The sequence below is a fragment of the Amycolatopsis sp. NPDC003861 genome (assembly GCF_053605405.1).
Window position 1 is genome coordinate 1 of record NZ_JBSGJD010000110.1, and the last position, 21,674, is coordinate 21,674.

A 21,674-nucleotide genomic window follows, 5' to 3' on the forward strand; every position below is an offset into this window, starting at 1 on the left:
CCCGGAATCCGGGGTGCGGCAGCGGGGAACGGGTCACTTCTTGTCCGTGACGCCCTTCACGGCGTCCTTGATCTTCTCGCCGGCCTGCTTGAGCGAGCCCTTGGCCTGGTCGGACTTGCCCTCGGCCTGCCACTGCTCGTTGCCGGTGGCGTCGCCGACGGCTTCCTTGGCCCGGCCCTTGAGCTCTTCGCCCTTGTTTTCCAGCTTGTCGTTCATCAGGGTGCACCTTCCGTCATGGCGACATTTCCGGATCGGCCAGTCGCCAAAAGGGCCTTGCACCCGGGTTACCCACTGGTTCGGAAGCTACACATCGGCCGGCAGGTGTCCGCCCATCCGCTCGATCCGCTGGATGGCCGGCTCCGCGAGGACGCCGTGCACGACCACCGACACCGCGACGGCGAGCGCGCCGACCCGCCACAGCACGTCCTGCTGCGGCACGGGAAGCCGGTTGAGCGCGTAGGCCAGGTAGTAGAGCGTGCCGATGCCGCGGACGCCGAAGAACGCGATCGCGGCGGTGGCCGGCCGGCCCGGCGACGGCGCGCCGAGCAGGGACAGCCAGCCCACCAGCGGCCGGACCACGAGCACGGCGACGACGGCGAGCACCACTTCGAGGGGCTGCAGTCCGCGCAGCAGGCCGTCGCCGATGGCCAGGCCCAGTCCCAGCAGGGCGAGCGGGACGAACAGCCGTTCCAGCTGGTGACCGAAAGCGTGCAGGACGCCGTGGTAGTCGTGCTCGCGTTCCTGGGTGCGGACCGCCACGGCCGCGACGAACACGGCGACGAACCCGTTGCCGTGCACGAGTTCCGACAGGGCGTAGGGCACGAACGCCAGGGCGAGCAGGACCAAGCCGTCGGCGTACTCGGCCAGCCGCAGCCGGTCCGACGGCGCCCGGAAGATCGCCCAGCCGAGCAGCCGTCCGGTGAGCAGGCCGGACACGACCCCGACGGCCAGGGGCAGCAGCAGGTCCACCAGCACCCAGGACAGGTCCAGGCGCGGCTGCCCGCTCGCCAGGGCCAGGCCGAGGAGGACGAACGGCATGGTCAGGCCGTCGTTGAGCCCGGCTTCGGTCGTGAGTGTGAAGCGGATCTCGTTGTCGCGGGCCAGTTCCGGCTCGACGTCGGGGTGCGGGACGCCGATGTCGCCCGCCAGCACCGGATCGGTCGGCGCCAGCGCCGCGGCCAGCAGCAGGGCGACGCCGGGGGCCAGCGCCAGCCACCACGAGCCGAGGACGGCGATCGCGAGGATCGACACCGGCATGGTGATGGCGAGCAGCCGCCACGTCGAGCCCCAGCGCTTCAGGCCGAACGGGCGGTCCACCGACAGGCCCGCCCCGGCGAGGGCGACGAGAATGCCCAGCTGGGCGAACGATTCCACGCCGTGCAGGTGGGCGGCGGGGTCGCTCCAGCCGTTGCCGTAGGGGGCGGGCAGCGGCAGCAGCCCGAGCACGATGCCGGCGCCGAGCATCACCAGCGGCACCGAGAACGGCCGGTCGGCGACCAGCTTCGGCACGATCGCCGCGGCGAGCGCCAGCAGGCCGGCCACTCCGAACAACACGGTCAACGACGACAAAAGGCTCCTCCTGCTCACCGGTCCCCGCGCCACCGCGATCGGCCGGGCACCCGGCAGCCGGGTAGCGTGGCAGGAAGAGGCGCGCCGCGACCCGGATTCCCGGCGCGCGGGCGGCGAAACCGAGGAGGCCGCGGTGACGTACGGGGCGGGCCGGTTCTGCGGCCGGCGGCGTGATCCGCGGGTGGCCGGCCGGAGCGGGCCGGTTTGCGTGAGCGGTGTGGGTGGCGCGCGGACTGCGGTGTCGGACCTGCGCGGGCCAGGGCGGCCTGCGCGCGGGTGGGCGGCGGAATCGAGGAGGCCGCGGTGACGGCGATGAACGGGGCGGGCGGGCCCTGCCGGTTCTGCGGCCGGCGGCGGGATCCCCGGGTACCGGGCCGGAACGGGCCGATCTGTGTCGACTGCGTCCGTGCCGGCCTGCGGGTGGTGCGTGACGGTGCCGATCGGGAAAGCGGCTCCGGTGACGTGCTGGCCGCGGTGACGTCGCCGCTGGCCGCGGTGTGCGATTTCTGCGGGCGCCGCGAACGCCGGACCTTCCTCGGGCTCCGGCGGCCGCTGCTGCGGGTCGACTGCGCCGCGCGGGATGCGGTGATCTGCGTGGACTGCCTGGACCACGCCGGCGACGTGCTGAACGTCGCCCTGCGCGGGTAGTGGCGTTTCCGGGCCGCTGCCCGCGGGTAGCCGGGCGCCATGACGTCCACTCGGGAACATCGCACGCACCCGGAGACCGCTTCGGTGGCCGAAACCCTGCGTGTCGCGCTCGGAGTGGCCCTGCCCACGCTGGCCGGCGGGGTGATCAAACGTCGTCCCGCGGCGCTGGCGGTGGCCGGGAAACTGCAGTTCGACCGCCCGGCCGTGCGGCTGCTGCGCTGGCTGCACGACCGCCACTACGGGCACCCGCTGAAACTGCGCGTGCCCGGCCGGTCGGTCGGGCTGGCGCTGTCCGGCGCGGACGTGAAGCGGCTGCTGGCCGGCGCCCCGACGCCGTTCAGTCCGTCCACAGTGGAGAAACGCGCCGCGCTGGGGCACTTCCAGCCGCACGGCGTGCTGATCTCCGATCCGGCCGACCGGCCGGCCCGCCGCCGGTTCACCGAAGCCGTGCTGGAACCCGGCCGTCCGCTGCACGAGCTCGCGGCCCCGTTCGCCCGCGCCATCGCCGAGGAAGCGGCCGTCCTGCGGACGTCGGAAACGCTCGACTGGGACACCTTCGACGTCGCCTGGTGGCGGCTGGTGCGCCGGATCGTCCTCGGCTCGGGAGCGCGCGACGACACGACGCTCACCGACCAGCTCGAACGGCTGCGGCTCGACGCGAACTGGGCGTACCTGCACCCGAAGCGCAAGCAGCTGTACGCACAGTTCTGCGCGCGGCTCGTCGCCCACCTCGGCCGCGCCGAGCCCGGCAGCCTCGCCGCCGTGATCGCCGAGACCGGCGAAGACACCGCGCCCGACCAGGTGGCGCACTGGCTGTTCGCCTTCGACGCGGCCGGCATGGCGACCTACCGGACGCTGGCGCTGCTGGCGAGCCACCCGGCGGCCCAGGAGCGTGCCCGCACCGACCTCGACGGCGTCGACCTGGCCGAGCCGAACCAGCTGAGCTATCTGCGCGCGTGCGTGCTGGACGCGGTCCGGCTGTGGCCGACCACCCCGATGCTCCTGCGCGAGACCACCGAAGAGACGACCTGGGGCCCGGCGGGGACGACGGTGCTGATCTTCACGCCGTTCTTCCACCGGGACCCGGACCTCCCGTACGCCGACCGGTTCGACCCGGACCTCTGGCTCGACGGCCGCGCGGCGGAGAACCCGGCGCTGGTCCCGTTCAGCGCGGGCCCGGCGGTCTGCCCGGGCCGTGACCTGGTCCGGTTCTGCGCGAGCACGATGCTGGCGAACCTGCTGCGCGACCACCGGTACGAGCAGGCGTCGGGGACGGTGCTGTCCCCGGACCGCCCGCTCCCGGCCACCCTCGACAACTTCCACCTGAAGCTCAAGCAGCTCGGCTGAGCCGCCTCCACCGCACCCGGACGACCACGACCACCGCCGCGACGCCCGCCAGGATCAGCGCGATCGGCAGCGCCGTCGGCAGCCACGGCCAGGCGTCACCTTCGAACACGACGTCGTCGGTGGGCAGCTCCAGGACCTTCGCCGTCCACCGTGCCGTCGCCACGTCGGTGCGGCGGGACAGCGCGCTCACCGCGGTGTCGTACGGGAAGCCCGGCCGGTCGTGGACGTACTCGGGTGCCGGCCCGCCGGGTGCGGTGATCCCGCGGGTCGCGCCCGGCACGAGCAGCCGGTCGAGGTTCGCCGCGCCGAGGGCCGCCCGGGGCAGGAACACCAGCCCGTGCCGGGAGCGGATCGGGCCGCCGTCGATGCTCACGGCGAGCGTGCGCGAGGACAGCGACTGGCCTTCGGTGTCGAACACCGACGCGAGTTCGACCTCGCCGACGCCGTTCGCGAGCAGCACGCCGGTTTCGTCGGGGGCCCAGCGGAACCCGGCGTTGACGATCGCGGCCGCGTCCGGTGTTCCCTCCGGGGCGTGCACCGGGACCGCGGTGCCGTAGCGGCGCCAGCCGATCGCCGCCGCGGCGCCGGCCGCCACCGGGCGCCCGGCCAGCCGCTCGACCCAGTGCAGCGTGCCGTCGATGCCGGAGAGGATCCCGGCCGTGGTGACGACGGTCCCGTCGTCGACGAACCGTTCCCCGCGGACCCACCGCACCGCCGGGTATTCGGCGGCCCAGGCGTCGACCTTGAGCCAGTGCGCGGTGGCCGGCCGCCCGTCGAGCAACCCGGCGGAGGCGAGCACCGCACCGCCGTTGCAGACGCTCAGCAGCTTCGAGCCGCGCGCGGCCTGCTCCCGCAGCCACGTCGTGACCGGTGCGGCGCTGGGCTCGCCGACGTCCGGGAACGCCGGCACGACGACGAGGTCCGGTGCCCGCGACCCGAGCCGCGTGGCGAGGCCGGCGAAGTCGAAGTCGGGCACCAGGTCCAGGCCGCCGGTCAGCGGCTTCGGCTCGCGGTGGGGAGCGACCGTGTAGACGTTGAACCGGCCGGTCGCGGCCAGGATCTCGTAGGGGGCCACTGCGTCGGAGACGACGGCACCACGGTCGCCGACGACGACCACCGCGGTCGGCTTGGCCGGGTCGTGGGGGACCGGTGCCGCGGCGGGGACGGGCCGCGCCGGGCCGGCGGCGTAGAGCGCGTCGAACGCGCCGAGGGCGGCGACGGTCGCCCCCGCGGCGGGGACCACCAGCACGGCGATCACCGCGGCGAGGAGGAAGGCGATGCGCTTCAGCATGATCAGTGCCAGTACTCGGCGCGGCGCCACACCATGGCGGCCAGCATCAGCGGGAACATGATCACGTGCCCGGCGACCATCAGGGTCATACCGGAGATCGCGCCCAGCCAGTACGGCACGAGCAGTGCCACGAACGGCAGGTACATCACCGCGGCCATCTCGGCGATCCGCGGCCACGAGTGCCGGCGCAGCGCCATGGCGAGGACCATCGCGACGGTCATGTTCGTGGCCATGACGAGCGCGTCGACGTCCGGGCGGTCGAGCCAGGCGGACGGCCACAGCGGGGCCAGCGCCACCATGCCGACGAGCATGGCGACGACCATCTCGACGTAGTGGCCGGTGAAGCGGGCGAGCTTGCGGGCGGTGGTCCGCGGGGTTTCGGTGGTGGTCATGAGTCCCTCCAGGTCGTTCCTGGAAGGAGGATCGCGGCCGGCGGCCGTGCTGCCAGGTGCCGGAAGTCATGACCGGGGGTCACGGTCTAGAGCAGGCCGAGGTCCCTCGCGCGCAGGGCGGCCTGGGTGCGGTCGCGGGCACCGAGCTTGCCCAGCACGTTGGTGACGTGGTTCTTCACCGTGCCCTCGGCGAGGAACAGCGTCGTGGCGATCTCGCGGTTGCTGCGGCCGTCGGCGAGCAGCCGCAGGACGTCGAGTTCGCGCGAGGACAGCGGCACCACCAGCGGCTGCGGCCGGGGCTCCGGCGCGTCCGGCAGCTGCGCGAACCGCGCGACCACCTTTGCGGCCACCGACGGCTGCAGCACGGACTCCCCGCGCGCCGCGGCCAGCACCGCCTCGACCAGCCTTGCCGACGAGACGTCCTTCAGCAGGTACCCGACGGCACCCGCGCGCAACGCCGCGAAGACGTCTTCGTCGTCGTCGAAGGTGGTCAGCGCGATGACCCGGGTGCCGGGCTGCTCCACCCGCAGCCGCCGGGTCGCGGCCACGCCGTCGAGGACCGGCATGCGCAGGTCCATCAGGACGACGTCCGGGGTCAGCGCGGCCGCGGAGCGCAGGGCCTCGTCGCCGTTGCCGGCTTCGCCGACGACGGCGATGCCCTCGTGCGTCGCGAGCAGGGTGGCCAGGGCTTCGCGGAACAGGGCCTGGTCGTCGACGAGCAGGACGCGGACCGGCGTCATCCGGGGATCTCCATGGTCAGGGCGCTGCCGCCGCCGGGGGTCGAGGTGAAGGCGAGCTCGCCGCCGAGGTGGGCGGCCCGCTCCCGGAGCCCGACCAGGCCGAAGCCGGTCGACGCGCCGCCGTCGCTGCCGCGGCCGTCGTCGCGGACCTCGACCCGGACCGCCACCTCGGCGTAGTCGAGCACCACGTCCGCCGTGGCGGCGGCGCCGGCGTGCTTGCGCACGTTCGTCAGGCCTTCCTGCGCGGCCCGGAAGAGGGCTTCGCGATGCTCGTCCGGCAGGGGGCGTTCGGTGCCGGTCACCGTGAGCCGGGCCGTGACCCCGGTCGCCGACGTCTCCTCCGCGAGCGCCTTCAGCGCCTCCGGCAGCGCCGGGACCGGCCGCGGCTCCCGCAGCGCCCGCACCGAGCGGCGCACCTCGGCCAGCGCGGTTTCCGCCTGCTCCTGCGCCTTCGCGAGGACGTCGTCGGCCTTGCCGGGATCGGTCGGCAGCACCGCCCGCGCGGCCTTCACCTGCATCTGGACGACGGTGAGCGAATGCCCGAGGCCGTCGTGGATGTCCCGCGCGACCCGGTTGCGCTCCTGCGCCGTCGCGAGCCGTTCCGCCTGGGCCGCGTAGTCGCGGAGTTTCGCGTGCGCTTCGGCGAGTTCGGCGCGCGACCGCTGCTCCCGCAGCAGCAGTTCGGTGATGATCGCCGCGAACAGCACCGAGATGAGCGTGCCGATCCCTTCCCGCAGGCCTTCGCCCAGCGACATCCCCAGGTGCACGAGCGGGACCACGGCGATGACGAGCGCGATCGCCGGCCGCGGCAGGCGCAGCAGCACGCACTGGCTGACCAGCACGACGAGGAACAGCGTCGTCCCGACGCCGGCGTCGATCGTGAAGAGCACGAAGGCCAGCGGCAGCTGCACGGCGACGTAGGCCGCGCCCCACGCGAGCCCCTTTCCGTCGCGCACCCAGCCGAAGGCCGCCGTCGCGAGCGCGGCGAAGACCACGCCCAGCACCAGAGCGAGCCAGGGTTCCCCGGAGCCGAGGACCCCGAGCACGATCGAGAGGAGGGCGCCGCAGGTCAGCACCCCGAGGGCCCGGTTCATGCGGTCACTGTGGAGGCTGCGGCGGCCCGCGGTCAACCACGAACGCGTTCACACGGCCGTTCGACACCCCGGCGCTTACGCTGGACCCGACGGCCAAGCCGATTCGGGGGTTTGACATCGATGTCAGTGCTCTGGGGCGTCTCGTTCGACGCCACTCCGCTGTCCGGGGTCGTGGTCGAGTTCCTCAAGACGGCGCACCGCTTCGCCGGTCGGGGTCACCGCGTCCACCTCGACCTCGGGTACGACATCAAGGCCGACAAGGGCGCGTTCTTCCGGCCCTACCGCGACGAGGCCCAGCTGCTGCCGGAGTGGGTCACGCTCGACCGCGTCGAAGGGGTCGAGCGGATCCGCGGCTACGACCGCGCGTTCGTCGAGCGGGTCCTGCGCGAAGTCGTGCAGGGTGGCGACACCGCGCTGCGGCCCGAGATCGACCGGATCGCCGGGGAACTGGCGGACCGGATGGTGGCCACCTGGGAACGGCTCGGCGTGACCGTGGTGCTGGTGGAAAACGGGACCCTGCCGGAAAACCTCGCCTACACCGAAGCGCTGTACGCCGCGATCGGCCGCTACGGCGCGCGGCACCGGCTCGGCCGGTTCGTGTTCTGGCGCGACCACGACCTGATGTGGCAGAGCGAGCCGGGGATCGCCAAGTACGGCACGTTCCCGTACCCCGGCGTGCCCGCGCCGCGGAACTCCCCGCACATCCACTACTTCGCCCTGCACGAAGAGGCGCTGGCGCGGACCCTGGAGTGGGTGCCGGGCCTGGCCAACATCGACGTCCTGCCGAACTCCTTCGCCATCGCGCCCGCGCGGATCGACGAGCGCAACGCGGCTTTCCGGCGTGACCACGGCATTCCCGACGGCGTCCCGCTGCTGGCCCGGATCACCCGGATCATCCCGCAGAAGCGCATCGACCGGGACCTCCACCTGCTCGCGCTGCTGCCGGGCGCGTGGCTGTTCGTCGCCGGCGACACCCGCGAGACGCCGACCGAGCACGCCCGGCTCGTCGACCTCGCGACGCGCCTGGGCGTGCGCGACCGGGTCGTGTTCGGCGGCTGGCTGACGCCATACGACACCGCGGTGCCCGGCCGGTACTCCGTGCGCGACCTCCTCGCGCACGCGACGGTCGTTTCGTTCCTGACCTCCTACGACTACGAGAGCTACGGCAACCCGGTGAGCGAGGCGATCGCCTCCGGGACGCCGTACATCACCAGCGGCTACGAGCTCTACGACGTCGTCTACGCCGGCTTCCGGGCCCCGGTGCTGGACATCCGGAGCCGCGACCTGCCGGACGCGGCGTTCGCGCGCGAAGTCGCCGAGCTGATCACCGACGAAGGGAAACGGGCGGAAGTGGTGCGGGTGAACTCGGAACTCGGGCAGGCGCGATTCGGGGCGCGGGTCGTCGACGAGCTGGTCGACCGGCTGTACCCGCCGCCGATGGGCGCGGCGACCCGGCTCAGCGTCGTGCTGCCGGTGTACAACGAAGCCGCGAACCTCCCGGAGGTGCTGCGGACCCTGCACGACCAGCGCGACGGCGACGCGCCCCTGGACAAGAGCCGGTACGAGGTCGTGCTGGTCGACAACAACTCCACCGACGACACCGTGGCGATCGCGCACGCCTTCGCGGCCGCGCACCCCGACCTGGCCCTGCACGTCATCCACGAGCCGGAGCAGGGCGTTTCGTGCGCGCGGCGGGCCGGGATGGACTTCGCCGCGGCCCGCAGCCGCAACCGGCCCGACAGCGACCCGGGGGAGCGGTTCCACCTCGTCTCCGCCGACGCCGACTGCCGCGTCGACGCGCACTGGCTGAGCGAACTCCTCGACGCGATGGAGACGACCAAGGCCGCGATCGGCGTCTGCGACTACTACTACAACGCCGAGCACTTCACCGGCCGGCCACGGCTGTGGGACGCGATCCAGCGGACGCTGCGCTGCCGCGCGGTCACCTTCGCGCTCTTCGGCGGCTTCCCCGACGGCAAGGGCTTCGCCGTCGAGCGCGACGCCTACGAGCGCGCCGGCGGCATCGAGATCTTCTACCAGCTGCAGGACGGCAAGTTCGTCAACCACCTCTCCGACGACTGGGACTTCGGGATCAAGGTCGCCAACGGCGGCGACCCGATCACCTACGCGCCGCGCTCGCGCGTCGAGATCAACCCGCGGCGCGTGGACCACGCCATCGACGAGGTCATCGCCGGCCGCGCCTACGGCTCCGACGGCATCATCGTCATGCGCGACATCCGGCCGTCGGCGCCCTCGGAACCCACCGACCTCACCGAAGCCGAGGCCGAGCAGGCGTGGGCGTTCTCGATCAAGGACTTCACGCCGAAGAACACCATCCTGCCGGTGCTGCTCACCCCCGCGCTGCTGGAGGACGACGCCGTCATCGCGTTCTTCGGGCCCGATCTCGCCGCGCGGCTGGCGCGGCGGATCAGCGAGATCCGGCACGAGATGCGCGTCGTCGACTTCACGCCGATCCACGCCTACAAGACGCCGTCCTACCGGCTGTACTTCGAGTTCGCCGACGAGCTGTTCGCGTGCCTGCGGCGGCACGTCGGCGAGGACATCGGGTACCCGCCGCCGCTGCCGCCGTGCCTGGCGGAGATCCCGCCCGCGCGGTTCGCCGAGTTCGTCCGCTACTACTGCGAAGACCGGGAGTCCGGCGAGGCCCACAACTACTTCGGCAACGGAGGGGTGTTCTGATGACCCTGGGCTATGAAGAAGCCGTCGGCTCGCTGCACGCGATCGACCCCGCGTGGCCGCGGCCCGCCGTGCTCGACGTCCTCGAAGCGCCGGAGAACCGGCACCTCCTGGACTTCGTGCAAGAGGACCCGTTCGGGGCGCACGTGTTCCCGGGCAACGTGCCCGGCACGCCGGCGGAGTTCCTGGCCGACCTCGACGCGCAGCTCGCTTCGTCCGGGCCGATCCACCTGTGGTCCTACATCCCGACGTGCGCCTACCGCTGCCGGTTCTGCCAGTACCCGGTCGTGCTCGTCAAGGGGAAGATGGAGAAGGCGGCGGACTGGGTCGACCTCAACATCGCCGAGGCGAAGCTGTGGCTCGAGGCCGTGCCCCACCTGCGTGACGCCGAGGTGGGCGAGTTCAACGTCTTCGGGGGCACGCCGTCGCTGCTGCCGGAACCCGAGATCCGGCGCCTGCTGGAGTTCTACCGGTCGAACTTCGGGTTCACACCGGAGACGACGATCCGGTTCGAGGGCGACCCGAGCACGTTCACCCCGGCCAAGCTGGAACTGCTGCGGGAACTGGGCTGCACCAAGCTGTCCAGCGGTGTCCAGTCGTTCGACGACCACGTGCTCGAGCTGTGCGGCCGGGAGCACTCCGCGGAGATGTGCGTCGACTTCGTCCGCAACGCCCGGTCGCTGGGCTTCGAGTGGGTCAGCATCGACCTGATGTACGGCCTGCTCGACCAGACCCTCGACAGCGTCCGCCGCGACCTCGGCATCGTGCTGGAGAACGAGGTCACCGCGGTGGTCTGCACGAAGCTGCACCTGGCGTCCTACAGCGACACGCGCACCGGCGTCACCGGCGAGAAACCGGCGGCGTGGCAGCTGCCGTCCTACCGGGACAAGCTGGTGCGCGACGGCCACCGCTGGCCCCCGCTCGGTGAGCAGTACCAGATGCGGGAGCTGCTCACCGAGGGCCTGCGCGCGGCCGGGTACACCGAGCACCCGACGATGTACTTCGCGCGCGACGGCCTCGGGCCGGAGAAGTGGAAGTCCATCATGGTCGACCAGGACAAGCAGGAACCCGAGGTCGCGATCGGCCTCGGCGGCAGTTCGAGCTGCCGCGCGTCGGAGGCGATCACCGATGTGAACTCCCGCCGCTATACCGAGACCGTGCTGTCCGGCCGGATCCCGCTGGGCTCGGCGACCCGGTTCACGCCCGAGGCGCAGGAGGCCCGGGCCGTCAAGATGGCGCTGACGACGTTGCAGCCGGTGCGGGATTCCCTGCACCGCCAACGCTTTCCGGGACGCTCGTTGTTCGCGGAGCCGTGGCTGGGCAAGTTCCGGTCGCTGGCTTCGCGGGGCCTGGTCCGGTTGGGCCCGGACGTCGTCGAGCTGACCCCGGCCGGGGAGGTGCTCGTCGAGGCGATCATCACCACCGAACTCTGAAGATCACTGCATCGGGTGACAGACGCCTCGCGGGAAGCGCGCGCGGCAGGCAGCATGGGCTCCGGACCTGTTCCCGACGTGATCGGAGCCCGGATGAACCGAACCGTGGCGGGACAGCGGCTGTCGGGTGCGGCCGCGCTGGCGGTGCTCGCGGCCGTGGTGGTCGCGACGCCGGCGCGAGCCGACTACTCCTCGGCGGACACGAACTACGCGGGCACCCAGATCGCGCGGCACGAGGGCGTTCACGGGACACCTCGCGCGGAGACGGTCGGGCAGACGCTGGGGCACGACGTCAGCGGGCACCAGGGCCCGGTCGACTGGGCCGCCGCGGCGGGTGCCGGGGCGAAGTTCACCTACGTCAAGGCGACCGAGGGCACCGGGTTCGTCAACCCGCAGTTCGGGCAGCAGTACGACGGCGCGCACGCGGCGGGCATCATCCGCGGCGCGTACCACTTCGCCCGCCCGGACGTCTCCGGCGGCGCCGAGCAGGCGGCGTACTTCATCGCCCACGGCGGCGGCTGGCGCCCGGACGGCACGACGCTGCCGGGCGCGCTGGACATCGAGTACAACCCGTACGGCGACGTCTGCTACGGCAAGAACCCGGCCGACCTGACGGCGTGGATCACCGACTTCACCCGCACCTACCTGGCGAAGGTCAAGCGCAGCGCGCTGATCTACACGAGCACGGCGTGGTGGAAGCGCTGCACCGGCAACACGAACCGCTTCGGCAACACCGACCCGCTGTGGCTGGCCCGCTACGGCCCCGAGGTCGGCGAGCTGCCGGCGGGGTGGGCGAAGCAGAGCATCTGGCAGTTCGCCCGGGGCGGCGGCCTGCCGGGGGACCAGAACTACTACAACGGCCCGATCGGCCGGGTCCAGGCGCTGGCGAAGGGTTAGCGCCACCACCCGCGCAGGTCCGGCCACGGCGGCCGGCGCACCATGGCGATCCCGGCGAGGGTGGCCGCGACCAGCCCGACACCGATGCCCAGCAGGGCGACGCGCGTAGCGTCCACCGCCGGCTCCCACTGGGCCTGGCCGTCGCGGACCGCGAACACGCCGACCGGCCGGTGGACCGGGATCACCGTGGTCCCGTCCGGGGTTTCGTACGGGTCGCCGAAGATGCGGGGTTCGGTCATGTCCGCCATCGAACCGGACACCGCCGCCGCTGACAAGATCGGACAAAACCTTGTCGCCTCCGTGACCGGCTGCTTACCATCGGCGGGCAGCTCGTCGACGTTCGTCCTTTGTGGACTCGGGAGGCGCCGTGCGCAGATTCGCCCTTCTCGCCGTGGTTTCCGCGGCCGTCTTCGCGTTCGCCCCGGGGGCCGCCGGGGCCGGACGGGCGTGGTTCACGTCGTGGGCGCAGTCGCAGGACGGCCGGGCCGACGCGGCCGTCACCGGGCAGACGTTGCGGATGATCACCCACCTCAGCCAGGGCGGCGACGCCGTGCGCGTCCGGCTCCAGAACACCTTCGGCACCGGGCCGCTGACCATCGGGCACGCCACGGCCGGGCCGAGCGCGGGCGGCGCCGCCGTCACCTTCGCGCGCGACCTGACCTTCGCCGGGCGTCCCGCGGTCACGATTCCCGCCGGTGGCGAGGTGTGGAGCGACGAAACGAGGCTCGTGACGCGCCCGGATTCCGACCTCGCGGTGAGCATGTCGGTCGAGGGCACGGCCGTGCCCGGCCGCCACGGCGCGGCCTTGCGCGACAACTACCTGACGCCGCCGGGCTCGGGCGACCACGCCGGTGACGTCCCGGCCGGCGCGTTCACGGCCACGGTCGGGTCGACGTACGTGGTCAGCGCCGTCGACGTGCACAACGCGGCGCTGCAGGGCGTCGTCGTCCCGTTCGGCAGTTCGGTCGTCGACGGCATCGGCAGCACCAACTGCGGCCCGGGCTGCACCGAGGTCGGCACCAACCGCCGGTGGACCGACGACCTGGCGCGGCGGATCGTCGCCGCGGGGGCGCCGCTCGGCGTCGCCAACGCCGGCGTCTCCGGCACGACGAGCGCCCGGTCGTGCCCGGGCATGCCGCCGTCGGTCGCCGGCCTGGACGCGGCGAGCCGGCTGGACCGGGACGTCCTGGCGCTGCACGGCGTCCGGGCGGTCATCTACTACTACGGCACCAACGACCTGGCGTACGGCTGCGACGCGGCGACGATCCTCGACAGCTACCGCGCGGTGTTCGCGCGGCTGCGGGCCGCCGGGATCGCGGTGTACGTCACGCCCAGCACGCCGCGCCCGGGGTACGGCGACCAGGCGAACCTGGCCCGGCACGAGATCGCGTTGTTCGTGCAGCGCTGGAACACCTGTGGCGGCACGTGTTCGGGGGTCGTGGACTTCGACACCGTGCTGGCGGACCCGCTGAAGCCGAACAGCATCCTCCCGGCGTACGACAACGGCGACGGCATCCACGCCAACGCCGCCGGTCAGCAGGCCCTCGCGGACTTCGTCTCGGTGCCGATGCTCACCCGTTCCGGGCCGGTTGGTCACACGATGGGGTGACCGAGCGAGTCGGAGCGGCGCGGCTGTGCGTGCCGGTCAGCAGAGTACGTCCGGTGATGAACGAGTCGATGGACGACGCCGGGTGCTGCCTGCTGTCGGTGGCCTGGAACGTCGCCCCGCTGGCCGAAGGAGGCTCGGGCTCCCGCCGCGGCGACCTGCGGCGCACGGTGGTCGCGGTGTGCCGGACGGCGGGCCACGGCGCCCGTGACTGGGCCGCGCGCCACGGGGCCGGGACGGAAGCGGAGTACCGGCCGTTCCTGCAGCTCGCCGACGTCGCCTACGAGATCGCGACGCTGTTGCTGCTGGTGGAGGACTTCCTGGTCCCGGACCTGGAGCGCGAACACCGCCGCTGGGCGGAGATCGAAGAACTGACCGGCCGGCTGACGGAGCTGGCCGAGTGGACGGCGGCGTTCCTCTTGTCAGGCGCTCCCTTACGGCTGTAAGGTCGCGCCTGACAAAGGAGGCCGTCGATGGTGATCGCGCGTTGTTCCTTCTGTGCCAAGCCGAACACGGAGGTCGAAGTCCTGGTCGGTGGCCCGGGCGTGTTCATCTGCGACGGCTGCGTCGGGCTGTGCGTGTCGGTGATCGAAGGCAAGCCGGCGGACGCCCCGATGATCGCGCCGTGGGAGCACGACCTGCCGCTGGAGCAGGTGCTGTCCAACCTGGCCCCGGTGTCGGCGGCGAGCACCCAGGTCCAGCAGAACCTGGCGGCCTGGGTGGGCAAGGCCCGCGACCTGGGCGGCACGTGGTCCCAGATCGGCGAGGCCCTGGGGATGACCCGCCAGTCGGCGTGGGAGCGGTTCGCCTAGGAGCCGGCGGCGGCGCGTGTCGAGAACGCGCGGCCGGCTCCGACTGAGGGGCAGCGGCGGCCGACAAGGTCTGCCCCCAACCACGGAGCGTGAACATGACGAAGGTGACCGCCCAGATGTCGGTGTCCCTCGACGGCTTCTACACCGGGCCGCGGGACACCCGGCCTGACCAGGACATGAGCGGCTGGATGCGGGGCCCTGAAGCGCCCGGGTTCTTCCGGGTGACCCGGTGGGCCGTCGACGCCATGGCCTGGCGCGAGCGGCAGGGCTTCGCCGGCGGCGAACAGTCGGTCGACTCGGAGATCGTCGCCGAGACCTTCGCCGCGGCCGGGGCCTACGTCATGGGCCGGCGGATGTTCGACGCCGGCGAGGTCCCGTGGGGCGACGAACCGCCGTTCCGCGCCCCGGTGTTCGTCGTCACCCACCGGCCCCGCGCGGTGCTCGAACGCCAGGGCGGCACGTCCTTCACTTTCGTCACCGACGGCGTCGAGCGGGCCGTCGAGCTGGCCCGGGCCGCTGCCGGCGACAAGGACGTGGCGGTGGCCGGCGGCGGTGAGCTGCTGCGGCAGGTGCTGGCCGCCGGGTTGCTCGACCAGCTCGAGCTGCACATCGCGCCGGTGTTGCTGGGGGACGGCCAGCGCCTGTTCGGCCCCGAGCTCGGCCTCGGCGCGGACGACGGCATCGAGCTCGTCCCGGCCCGCGTCGTCGACACGCCCGGGGTGACCCACCTCCGCTATACCGTCACCGGACGGTCGAAGCTGGTGCTGGACGACCGCGGCGCCAGTGGTGACCTGGTCGGATCCGCCGAGACGGGCCAGTGGGAGAGGAGCGAACGGTGAAGTACATGCTGCTGATCTACGGCAACGAGGAAGCCTTCAATTCGGTGGGCGCGGAGACCCTCGCCGAGGTCATCCGCGAGACCGACGCCCTCAACCGGGAGCTGTTCGAGTCGGGCGAGCTGGTCGGGGCCTACGGCGTCGCCGACGAGGTGAACACCAAGATGGTCCGGGTCACCGGCGGGACGCCGGTGGTGACCGACGGCCCCTACGCCGAGGCGAAGGAGTTCCTGGGCAGCTTCATGATCGTCGACTGCGACAGCATGGACCGGGCGCTGGAGATCGCGGCGCGGGCCCCGTCCGCGCGCTACTGGGGTGTCGAGGTCCGGCCGCTGATGCACGAGGCCGAAGTCGCGCCGTGACCGGCTGGCAGGCCGTCCGGCCGCTGGTCCCGGAGGTGCTCGGCGCGCTGGTGCGCCGCTACGGGCAGTTCGACGCCTGCGAGGACGCCGTCCAGGAAGCGCTGGTGGCGGCCGTGGCCCAGTGGCCGGTGGAGGGCTGGCCGGAGAACCCGCGGGCGTGGCTGGTGACGGTGGCCTCGCGCCGCCTCGCCGACCAGGTGCGCAGCGACACCGCTCGCCGCCGGCGGGAGGAAGCGGACGCCCTCCGCACTCCGCCCGCCGGTGGCGAGGTCGAAGCCGGCGACGACACGCTCACGCTGCTGTTCCTGTGCTGCCACCCGGCGCTGACGCCGTCGTCGCAGATCGCGCTGACGCTGCGGGCGGTCGGCGGCCTGTCGACGGCGGAGATCGCGCGGGCGTTCCTCGTGCCCGAGGCGACCATGGCCCAGCGCATCAGCCGGGCCAAGCACCGCCTCAAGGGGGCCGGCTTCGCGCTGCCGCCCCCGACCGAGCAGGCGGCGCGCCTCGGCGCCGTGTTGCACGTCGTCTACCTCGTGTTCAACGAGGGCTACACGGCGACGTCGGGGACGCGGCTGGTGCGGGCCGAGCTGGCGGCCGAGGCGATCCGGCTGGCCCGCGAGCTGCACCGGCTGGTCCCCGGCGACGGCGAGGTGGCCGGGCTGCTGGCGCTGCTGGTGCTGACCGACGCCCGCCGCCCGGCCCGCACGGCCCCGGACGGATCCCTGGTCCCGCTCGGCGAGCAGGACCGCACGCGGTGGGACGCCAAGGCGATCGCCGAGGGCGTGGCGTTGGTGACCGGCGCCCTGGCGAGCGGCCCGGTCGGCCCGTACCAGCTGCAGGCGGCGATCGCCGCGCTCCACGACGAGGCCCCGACGGCGGAAGCCACGGACTGGCCCCAGATTCTGGCGTTGTACACGCTCCTGGAGCGGGTGGCGCCCAACCCGGCGGTGACGCTCAACCGAGCGGTGGCACTGGCCGAGGTCCACGGCCCGGCGGCGGGCTTGGCCCTCCTCGAGGCGCTTTCGGCCGACGACCGCCTCTCGGCATCGCACCACCTGGTATCGGTGAGGGCCCACTTGCAGGAGCTGGCGGGCGACCACGACGCGGCCCGCGCCGGCTACCGCGAGGCAGCGCGGCGCACGACGAGCGAGCCGGAGCGGCGCCACCTCCTGACCCGCGCCGCGCGACTTGGGTGAGGGGTCGCGCCCGCGGCTGCCGGATCTCGTGACGTGCGGGCCGCCAGCGGCTTGCCGGATTTCTGACCTGGGGCCCGCCGGTGGCCAAGTCGACGTGGCGCCGTTTCGCGGCCCAGACTTGCCACCGCGGCGGGAGCGAGCCCACACCGGCTATCGCGAGGCGGCCCACCCCACCACGAGCGAACCCGAGCGGCGCCACCTCCTGAGCCGCTCATCTCGGGTGACTCACCGCCCGAGCACCGCCCGCAGCGCGGGCTGGAGCCGGTCGCCGTGGGCGCGGACCATCGCGTCGCACAGTGAGAAGATCCGCTCCACCGGCAACGCCGCCGCCGTGGCCGGGTCGGCCATCGCCGCGTGGCGGATGTGGTGGGGGTTGTCCTCGATCGCCGCTCGGACGACCAGCTCGTTCACACTCAAGTACGTCCGGTTCAGCGCGGCCAGTTGCGGGGGCAGCTCGCCGATGCGGGTCGGGCGGAGGCCCGTGCCGTCGACCAGGCAGGGGACCTCGACCACGCCGCGCGACGGCAGGTTCTCGATCAAGCCCCGGTTGACCACGTTGCCGTACACCGTCCTCGGTGTTCCGGTCAGGACACTGTGGACGATCTGCGGGGCGTACTCGCCCGTGCCCTCCACCGGCAGCGGCTCGTCGGCCGCGATCGCCCGGCGGGTTCGCTCGTACTCGGCCTCGTTCTCCGCGACGATGGCCAGGTAGGCGCCGATCGGCAGCCGCAGGCGGTCGATTTCGGTGTCGTGCTTGAGGTACCAGGGCACGTACTCGGCCGAGTGCTCGCTCGTCTCCGTCGGGTAGTAGCCCAGCCGCCGCAGCATGTCGAACCGGACGCGCCGCCGCAGCTGCTCGTCGGACTCGGCCAGCTCGCGCAGCCGCGGGTAGAGGGAAGCGCCCGCGTGCTCGAAGCGCAGCACCCACGCCTGGTGGTTGACGCCGGCCGCGACGTAGGTCACCTCCTCGAACGGCACCCCGACCAGCCTGGCGAGCCCGTGCACCGTCCAGTACACCGAGTGGCACAGCCCGACGACCCGGGTCAGCTTGGTGGCTTCACTCAGGTACTGGACGTTCATCGCCATCGGGTTCGTGTAGTTCAGCAGCCACGCCTCCGGGCAGACGTCGGCGATGTCCGCTCCGAGCGCCCGGAGGAAGGGGAACGTCCGCAGCGCGCGGAAGATCCCGCCGATGCCGAGGGTGTCGCCGATGGTCTGGTGCAGGCCGAACTCCTCCGGCACCTCGAAGTCGGTGCGCGTCGCCGCGCCCATCCCGATCTGGACCATGTTCACGACGAAGTCCGCGCCCGCAAGGGCTTCCCGGCGGTCGGCGTGCGCGGTGAGCACCGGTTCGACCCCCCGCACGGCGGCGATCCGCTGCGCCGCGGCCAGCGCGGTCGCCAGCCGGTCCGGGTCGATGTCGTGCAGGGCGACGTGCACGCCGTCCAGCTCGGGGTAGGTGAACAGGTCGGCGAGCAGGCCCTGGGTGAACACGACGCTGCCGGCGCCGACGAAGGTGATCTTGGGGGTCATCGGATTCCGATCAGGTTGGGAGGGAGGTCAGCCCTTGAGCCCGCTGGAGGTGACGGACTGGATGAACGTCTTCTGCGCGCCGAGGAAGGCCAGCAGCACCGGCAGCACGGTGATGACGTTGCCCGCCATCACCGCGGCCCAGTTCGTGTGGTGCTGGCCCTGGAACGTGGTGAGCCCCAATTGCAGCGTGTACGTCGTGTCGTGGTTGACCGCGATCAGCGGCCAGGTCAGGTCGTTCCAGGTGCTCAAGAACGTCAGCACGGCCACCGTGCTCAACGCGGGCCGGGACAGCGGAACGACGATGGTGAACAGCACGCGCAGCCGCGAACAGCCGTCGATCCACGCCGCCTCTTCGAGCTCGCGGGGCAGCGACAGGAAGAACTGGCGCAGCAGGAACACCGCGAACGGCGTCACCAGCGACGGCACGATGAGCGCGCCGAGGGTGTCGATCAGGCCGAGCTCCTTCATCACCAGGAACGTCGGGATCATGGTGAGCTGGAACGGGATCGCCATCGTCGCGACCATCAGCGCGAGCAGCGCCCGCGAGCCGGTGAACCGCATCCGCGCGAACGCGTACCCGCCGAGCGTGCCGAACAGCAGGTTCGACACCACAGTGACCGCCGAGACGATCAGCGAGTTCGTGAACCAGCGCACGAACAACGCGTTGTCGAGGACGTAGCGGTACCCCGAGAAGTCCACATGGGACGGCCACAGCGCGGGCGGGAACCGGTTGATCTCGGCGTTGCTCATCACCGAGCTGAGCAGCAGCCATCCCAAGGGCGCCGCGAACACCAGTGCCAGCGGCACGAGCAGCAGGTGCCAGGGACTGAACGGCAGCCGGGGCCGGCGCAGCACGGGCAGCGCGGCGCGGGTCGCGGGTGCGTCGAGCCGGGCGGGTTGTGTGGTCATCGCAGGGCCTTCCCCGGTCGGCGCAGCACGCGCAGGACGGCCACGACGACCAGCAGGGCCAGCGCGAGCACGTAGGCCGACGCCGCGCCGTAACCGGCGGTGAAGTTCTTGAACGCCTGCTCCCAGACGAAGTAGACGATGACCGTGGTCGAGCCGAGCGGGCCGCCCTTGGTCGTCACGTACACCAGGTCGAACACCTGCAGCGACGTGATCAGCTGCCACAGCACGAGGAACGCCGTCACCGGGGTGACCGCGGGCAGCGTCACGTGCCGCAGCACCCGCCACGTCCCGGCGCCGTCCAGCCGCGCGGCCTCGACCAGCGACGGCGGGACGTCCTGGAGCGCCGCGAGGTACACCACGACGCAGAAGCCGGTGCCGCTCCACAGCGTGATGCCGACCAGCACCAGCAGCGCCTGCGCCGGGTCGGTCAGGAAGCCCTGCGGCGACACGCCGAGGTGGTGCAGCAGCGAGTTGGCCGCGCCGAACTGCGGGTCGAGGATGAAGGAGAACAGCACACCCTGGGCCGTCGCCGACAGCACGAAGGGCACGAACACGAGCGTCCGGTAGACGCCGACCAGGCGGATGCGCCGGTTCAGTGCCTGCGCCAGCAGGAACCCGAACAGGATGCTGAGCGGGACGTATAACACCGTGTACAGCACGGTGTTCCCGACGGCCTGGGCGAAGTGCGGGTCCTGGGCGAGCGCGGCGTAGTTGTCCAGGCCCACCCAGCGGCTCGGGGTCACCAGGTCGTCGGCCTGGAAGGACAGCACGAGCGACCAGGCCACCGGCACCACACCGAGGCCGAGGATGATGAGCACGGCGGGGGAGACGTAGGCCCACGCGGCCGCGGTTTCGCGACGCTGCCGGCGTTGTATGGGTGTGACGGTGATGGGCCTCGGCAGTCCGGGCATGGCGGCTCCCTATCGCGGAATGATCAGGGCGGCGTTCGCGGCCGCGGCGCAGTCGCGCAGGGCGTCGGCCGGTGTCGCCCGGCCGAGCAGCACGGCGACGATCGCGGTGCCGAGCGCCGCCGACACCTGCGGGTAGGCCGGGTGCACCGGCCGGACGCGGGCGTTCTCCAGCGCGTCGACGAACACCGGCAGGCCCGGCGTTCCGGCGGTTTTCTCCTCCCACGCGGGCAGTTGCTGCGTCCGGCGGCTCAGCGGGAGGCTGCCCGCGCCGTCGTCCCAGCGGACGTCCTGGGCCGGGTCTGCCAGCCAGGACAGGAAGGTGCGGGCCGCCGCCACGCGTTCTTCGCCGTTGTCGAAGAGCGTCCAGGTGTCCGGGCCGGAGATGGTGACCGGGCGGCCGCTGAAGCTCGGCAGCGGCACGACCGCGTAGTCGACCCCGGCGTCGGTGATGTCGGGCAGCTGCCACGGCCCGGTCGGCACCATGCCGATGTGCCCGGCTTGGAACGCCTGGTACATCTGCTCGCTGCCGGTCTTGGGGTCGAGGTAGACGGCCTTCGCCGCGGCGAGGTCGCGGACCACCTCCAGGGCGCGGACGCCTTGGCCGGCGAACCCGATGCCGCGCCCGCCGGCGCCGATGACGTCGCCGCCGAGGTCCCACACCATCGGCCACAGCCGCCACACGGTGTCCTCGTCGCCGGTGGCCGGCCACGCGGTGCCGAAGGTGCCGTTGCCCGGGTCGGTGAGCTTCTTCGCCGTGGCGACGAACTCGGCCCACGTCCAGCCCGCGGCGGGCAGCGGGATCCCGGCGCCCGCGAACAGTTCCTTGTTGCACACCACGGCGAGGGAGTCGAGCAGCGCCGGGACCGCGCGGACGCGGCCGTTGACGGTGACCGCTTCCCGGGCGGGCGCCCAGAAGCCGGGGCCTGCGTCGACGAGGTCGGTGACGTCGACGACGCTGGGGCTGCGCGCCACGCTGGCGAGGTCCGAACCGAAGACGTAGGCGATGTCCGGGAACGACCCCGACGCGAGCGCCGCGGTGATCTTCTGCAGCATCGCGTCGGCGAGGACCCCGCCGCCCAGGTCGATCCGGATCCCGGGGTGGGTCCGGTGGAAGTCCGCGACGAGCTCGTCGAGAACCTTCTTGCCGGTGTCGGTCTGGCCGTGCCAGACCTCGACCGTGACCGGGCCCCCGGTGGCCCGCGCCGGGCCGCAGCCGGCGAGCGCGGCGCCGAGGGCCAGACCACCGGCGCCGCGCAGGAATCCGCGGCGGTCCATCAGCTCGTCTTGCGGGGGAAGGGGAAAGTCATCATCGCCGACTCCCGATGATGGTGGGCACGACCCCGCCTCGGACTCTCGCGTCCTGGCGACTCGGTCCGGGCTCGCGGTGGAACCGACATACGG

At 72.6% G+C, this 21,674-nt stretch carries 22 protein-coding genes; 11 read left to right on the top strand and 11 right to left on the bottom strand.

What is annotated here, in order from left to right; genetic code table 11:
* Window positions 1–33: 33 nt before the first annotated feature.
* Both ACWEVN_RS25565 and ACWEVN_RS25570 read right to left on the bottom strand, forming a co-directional pair.
* A complete protein-coding gene (locus ACWEVN_RS25565; protein WP_308670772.1) occupies window positions 34–216 on the bottom strand; it encodes a CsbD family protein in 183 nt (60 codons plus the stop codon).
* An 87-nt stretch (window positions 217–303) separates the two neighbouring features.
* Window positions 304–1,569 carry a cation:proton antiporter domain-containing protein gene (locus ACWEVN_RS25570; RefSeq protein ID WP_452052979.1) on the bottom strand — a complete coding sequence of 422 codons (1,266 nt, stop codon included), beginning with the start codon at window positions 1,567–1,569 and terminating at the stop codon, window positions 304–306.
* A 312-nt stretch (window positions 1,570–1,881) separates the two neighbouring features.
* Here ACWEVN_RS25570 and ACWEVN_RS25575 point away from each other — a divergent pair, with 312 nt between their 5' ends.
* Window positions 1,882–2,217 carry a hypothetical protein gene (locus ACWEVN_RS25575; RefSeq protein WP_410571145.1) on the top strand — a complete coding sequence of 112 codons (336 nt, stop codon included), beginning with the start codon at window positions 1,882–1,884 and terminating at the stop codon, window positions 2,215–2,217.
* A 39-nt stretch (window positions 2,218–2,256) separates the two neighbouring features.
* A complete protein-coding gene (locus ACWEVN_RS25580) occupies window positions 2,257–3,564 on the top strand; it encodes a cytochrome P450 (protein WP_452052980.1) in 1,308 nt (435 codons plus the stop codon).
* On the opposite strand, the gene ACWEVN_RS25585 is transcribed toward ACWEVN_RS25580, so the two are convergent.
* The 4 genes from ACWEVN_RS25585 to ACWEVN_RS25600 form a co-directional block, all read right to left on the bottom strand.
* Entirely contained in the window at window positions 3,548–4,855 is a 1,308-nt protein-coding gene (locus ACWEVN_RS25585; RefSeq protein ID WP_452052981.1) for a DJ-1/PfpI family protein, read from the bottom strand. The two genes, ACWEVN_RS25580 and ACWEVN_RS25585, sit on opposite strands and share 17 nt — an antisense overlap.
* Window positions 4,856–4,857: 2 nt before the next feature.
* The gene (locus ACWEVN_RS25590) at window positions 4,858–5,247 is read right to left on the bottom strand and encodes a hypothetical protein (RefSeq protein WP_452052982.1); all 390 of its coding nucleotides are present in this window, start codon (window positions 5,245–5,247) and stop codon (window positions 4,858–4,860) included.
* An 86-nt stretch (window positions 5,248–5,333) separates the two neighbouring features.
* Window positions 5,334–5,987, bottom strand: a complete 654-nt coding sequence (locus tag ACWEVN_RS25595) for a response regulator (RefSeq protein ID WP_452052983.1) — start codon at window positions 5,985–5,987, stop codon at window positions 5,334–5,336.
* The gene (locus tag ACWEVN_RS25600; RefSeq protein WP_452052984.1) at window positions 5,984–7,081 is read right to left on the bottom strand and encodes a sensor histidine kinase; all 1,098 of its coding nucleotides are present in this window, start codon (window positions 7,079–7,081) and stop codon (window positions 5,984–5,986) included. Before ACWEVN_RS25600 ends, ACWEVN_RS25595 begins: the two co-directional genes overlap by 4 nt.
* A 120-nt stretch (window positions 7,082–7,201) precedes the next feature.
* Here ACWEVN_RS25600 and ACWEVN_RS25605 point away from each other — a divergent pair, with 120 nt between their 5' ends.
* The 3 genes from ACWEVN_RS25605 (at window position 7,202) to ACWEVN_RS25615 (ending at window position 12,108) form a co-directional block, all read left to right on the top strand.
* Window positions 7,202–9,781, top strand: a complete 2,580-nt coding sequence (locus ACWEVN_RS25605) for a glycosyltransferase (protein WP_452052985.1) — start codon at window positions 7,202–7,204, stop codon at window positions 9,779–9,781.
* Complete coding sequence (locus ACWEVN_RS25610) at window positions 9,781–11,211, top strand: radical SAM protein (RefSeq protein WP_452052986.1); 1,431 nt, start codon at window positions 9,781–9,783, stop codon at window positions 11,209–11,211. The genes ACWEVN_RS25605 and ACWEVN_RS25610 overlap by 1 nt, the downstream gene beginning before the upstream one ends.
* Before the next feature lie 93 nt (window positions 11,212–11,304).
* Entirely contained in the window at window positions 11,305–12,108 is an 804-nt protein-coding gene (locus tag ACWEVN_RS25615) for a GH25 family lysozyme (protein ID WP_449686611.1), read from the top strand.
* Here ACWEVN_RS25615 and ACWEVN_RS25620 read toward each other — a convergent pair.
* Window positions 12,105–12,347, bottom strand: coding sequence for a hypothetical protein (locus ACWEVN_RS25620; RefSeq protein ID WP_449686612.1), 243 nt, complete (start codon window positions 12,345–12,347; stop codon window positions 12,105–12,107). The genes ACWEVN_RS25615 and ACWEVN_RS25620 overlap by 4 nt on opposite strands.
* A gap of 128 nt (window positions 12,348–12,475) precedes the next feature.
* Between ACWEVN_RS25620 and ACWEVN_RS25625 the strand changes: the two genes are divergently transcribed.
* The 6 genes from ACWEVN_RS25625 to ACWEVN_RS25650 all read left to right on the top strand — a co-directional run bounded on the left by ACWEVN_RS25625 (window position 12,476) and on the right by ACWEVN_RS25650 (window position 16,920).
* On the top strand, window positions 12,476–13,717 hold the full coding sequence (locus tag ACWEVN_RS25625) for a GDSL-type esterase/lipase family protein (RefSeq protein WP_452052987.1): 1,242 nt from the start codon (window positions 12,476–12,478) through the stop codon (window positions 13,715–13,717).
* Window positions 13,718–13,773: 56 nt separating this feature from the next.
* A complete protein-coding gene (locus tag ACWEVN_RS25630; protein ID WP_396136954.1) occupies window positions 13,774–14,160 on the top strand; it encodes a hypothetical protein in 387 nt (128 codons plus the stop codon).
* A gap of 30 nt (window positions 14,161–14,190) precedes the next feature.
* Window positions 14,191–14,526, top strand: coding sequence for a ClpX C4-type zinc finger protein (locus tag ACWEVN_RS25635; protein WP_310973240.1), 336 nt, complete (start codon window positions 14,191–14,193; stop codon window positions 14,524–14,526).
* Window positions 14,527–14,621: 95 nt separating this feature from the next.
* Entirely contained in the window at window positions 14,622–15,365 is a 744-nt protein-coding gene (locus ACWEVN_RS25640; RefSeq protein ID WP_449686614.1) for a dihydrofolate reductase family protein, read from the top strand.
* A 5-nt stretch (window positions 15,366–15,370) separates the two neighbouring features.
* Window positions 15,371–15,724, top strand: coding sequence for a YciI family protein (locus tag ACWEVN_RS25645; protein ID WP_452052996.1), 354 nt, complete (start codon window positions 15,371–15,373; stop codon window positions 15,722–15,724).
* On the top strand, window positions 15,721–16,920 hold the full coding sequence (locus tag ACWEVN_RS25650; protein ID WP_452052988.1) for an RNA polymerase sigma factor: 1,200 nt from the start codon (window positions 15,721–15,723) through the stop codon (window positions 16,918–16,920). Before ACWEVN_RS25645 ends, ACWEVN_RS25650 begins: the two co-directional genes overlap by 4 nt.
* 225 nt (window positions 16,921–17,145) lie before the next feature.
* On the opposite strand, the gene melA is transcribed toward ACWEVN_RS25650, so the two are convergent.
* Genes melA through ACWEVN_RS25670 form a run of 4 tightly spaced genes read right to left on the bottom strand, consistent with a single transcriptional unit; the run spans window position 17,146 to window position 21,548 of the window.
* The gene (melA, locus tag ACWEVN_RS25655; RefSeq protein WP_452052989.1) at window positions 17,146–18,453 is read right to left on the bottom strand and encodes an alpha-galactosidase; all 1,308 of its coding nucleotides are present in this window, start codon (window positions 18,451–18,453) and stop codon (window positions 17,146–17,148) included.
* A 27-nt stretch (window positions 18,454–18,480) separates the two neighbouring features.
* A complete protein-coding gene (locus ACWEVN_RS25660) occupies window positions 18,481–19,362 on the bottom strand; it encodes a carbohydrate ABC transporter permease (protein WP_449686617.1) in 882 nt (293 codons plus the stop codon).
* The gene (locus tag ACWEVN_RS25665; RefSeq protein WP_452052990.1) at window positions 19,359–20,273 is read right to left on the bottom strand and encodes a carbohydrate ABC transporter permease; all 915 of its coding nucleotides are present in this window, start codon (window positions 20,271–20,273) and stop codon (window positions 19,359–19,361) included. The genes ACWEVN_RS25660 and ACWEVN_RS25665 overlap by 4 nt, the downstream gene beginning before the upstream one ends.
* A gap of 9 nt (window positions 20,274–20,282) precedes the next feature.
* Complete coding sequence (locus tag ACWEVN_RS25670; protein WP_452052991.1) at window positions 20,283–21,548, bottom strand: ABC transporter substrate-binding protein; 1,266 nt, start codon at window positions 21,546–21,548, stop codon at window positions 20,283–20,285.
* Window positions 21,549–21,674: the final 126 nt, after the last annotated feature.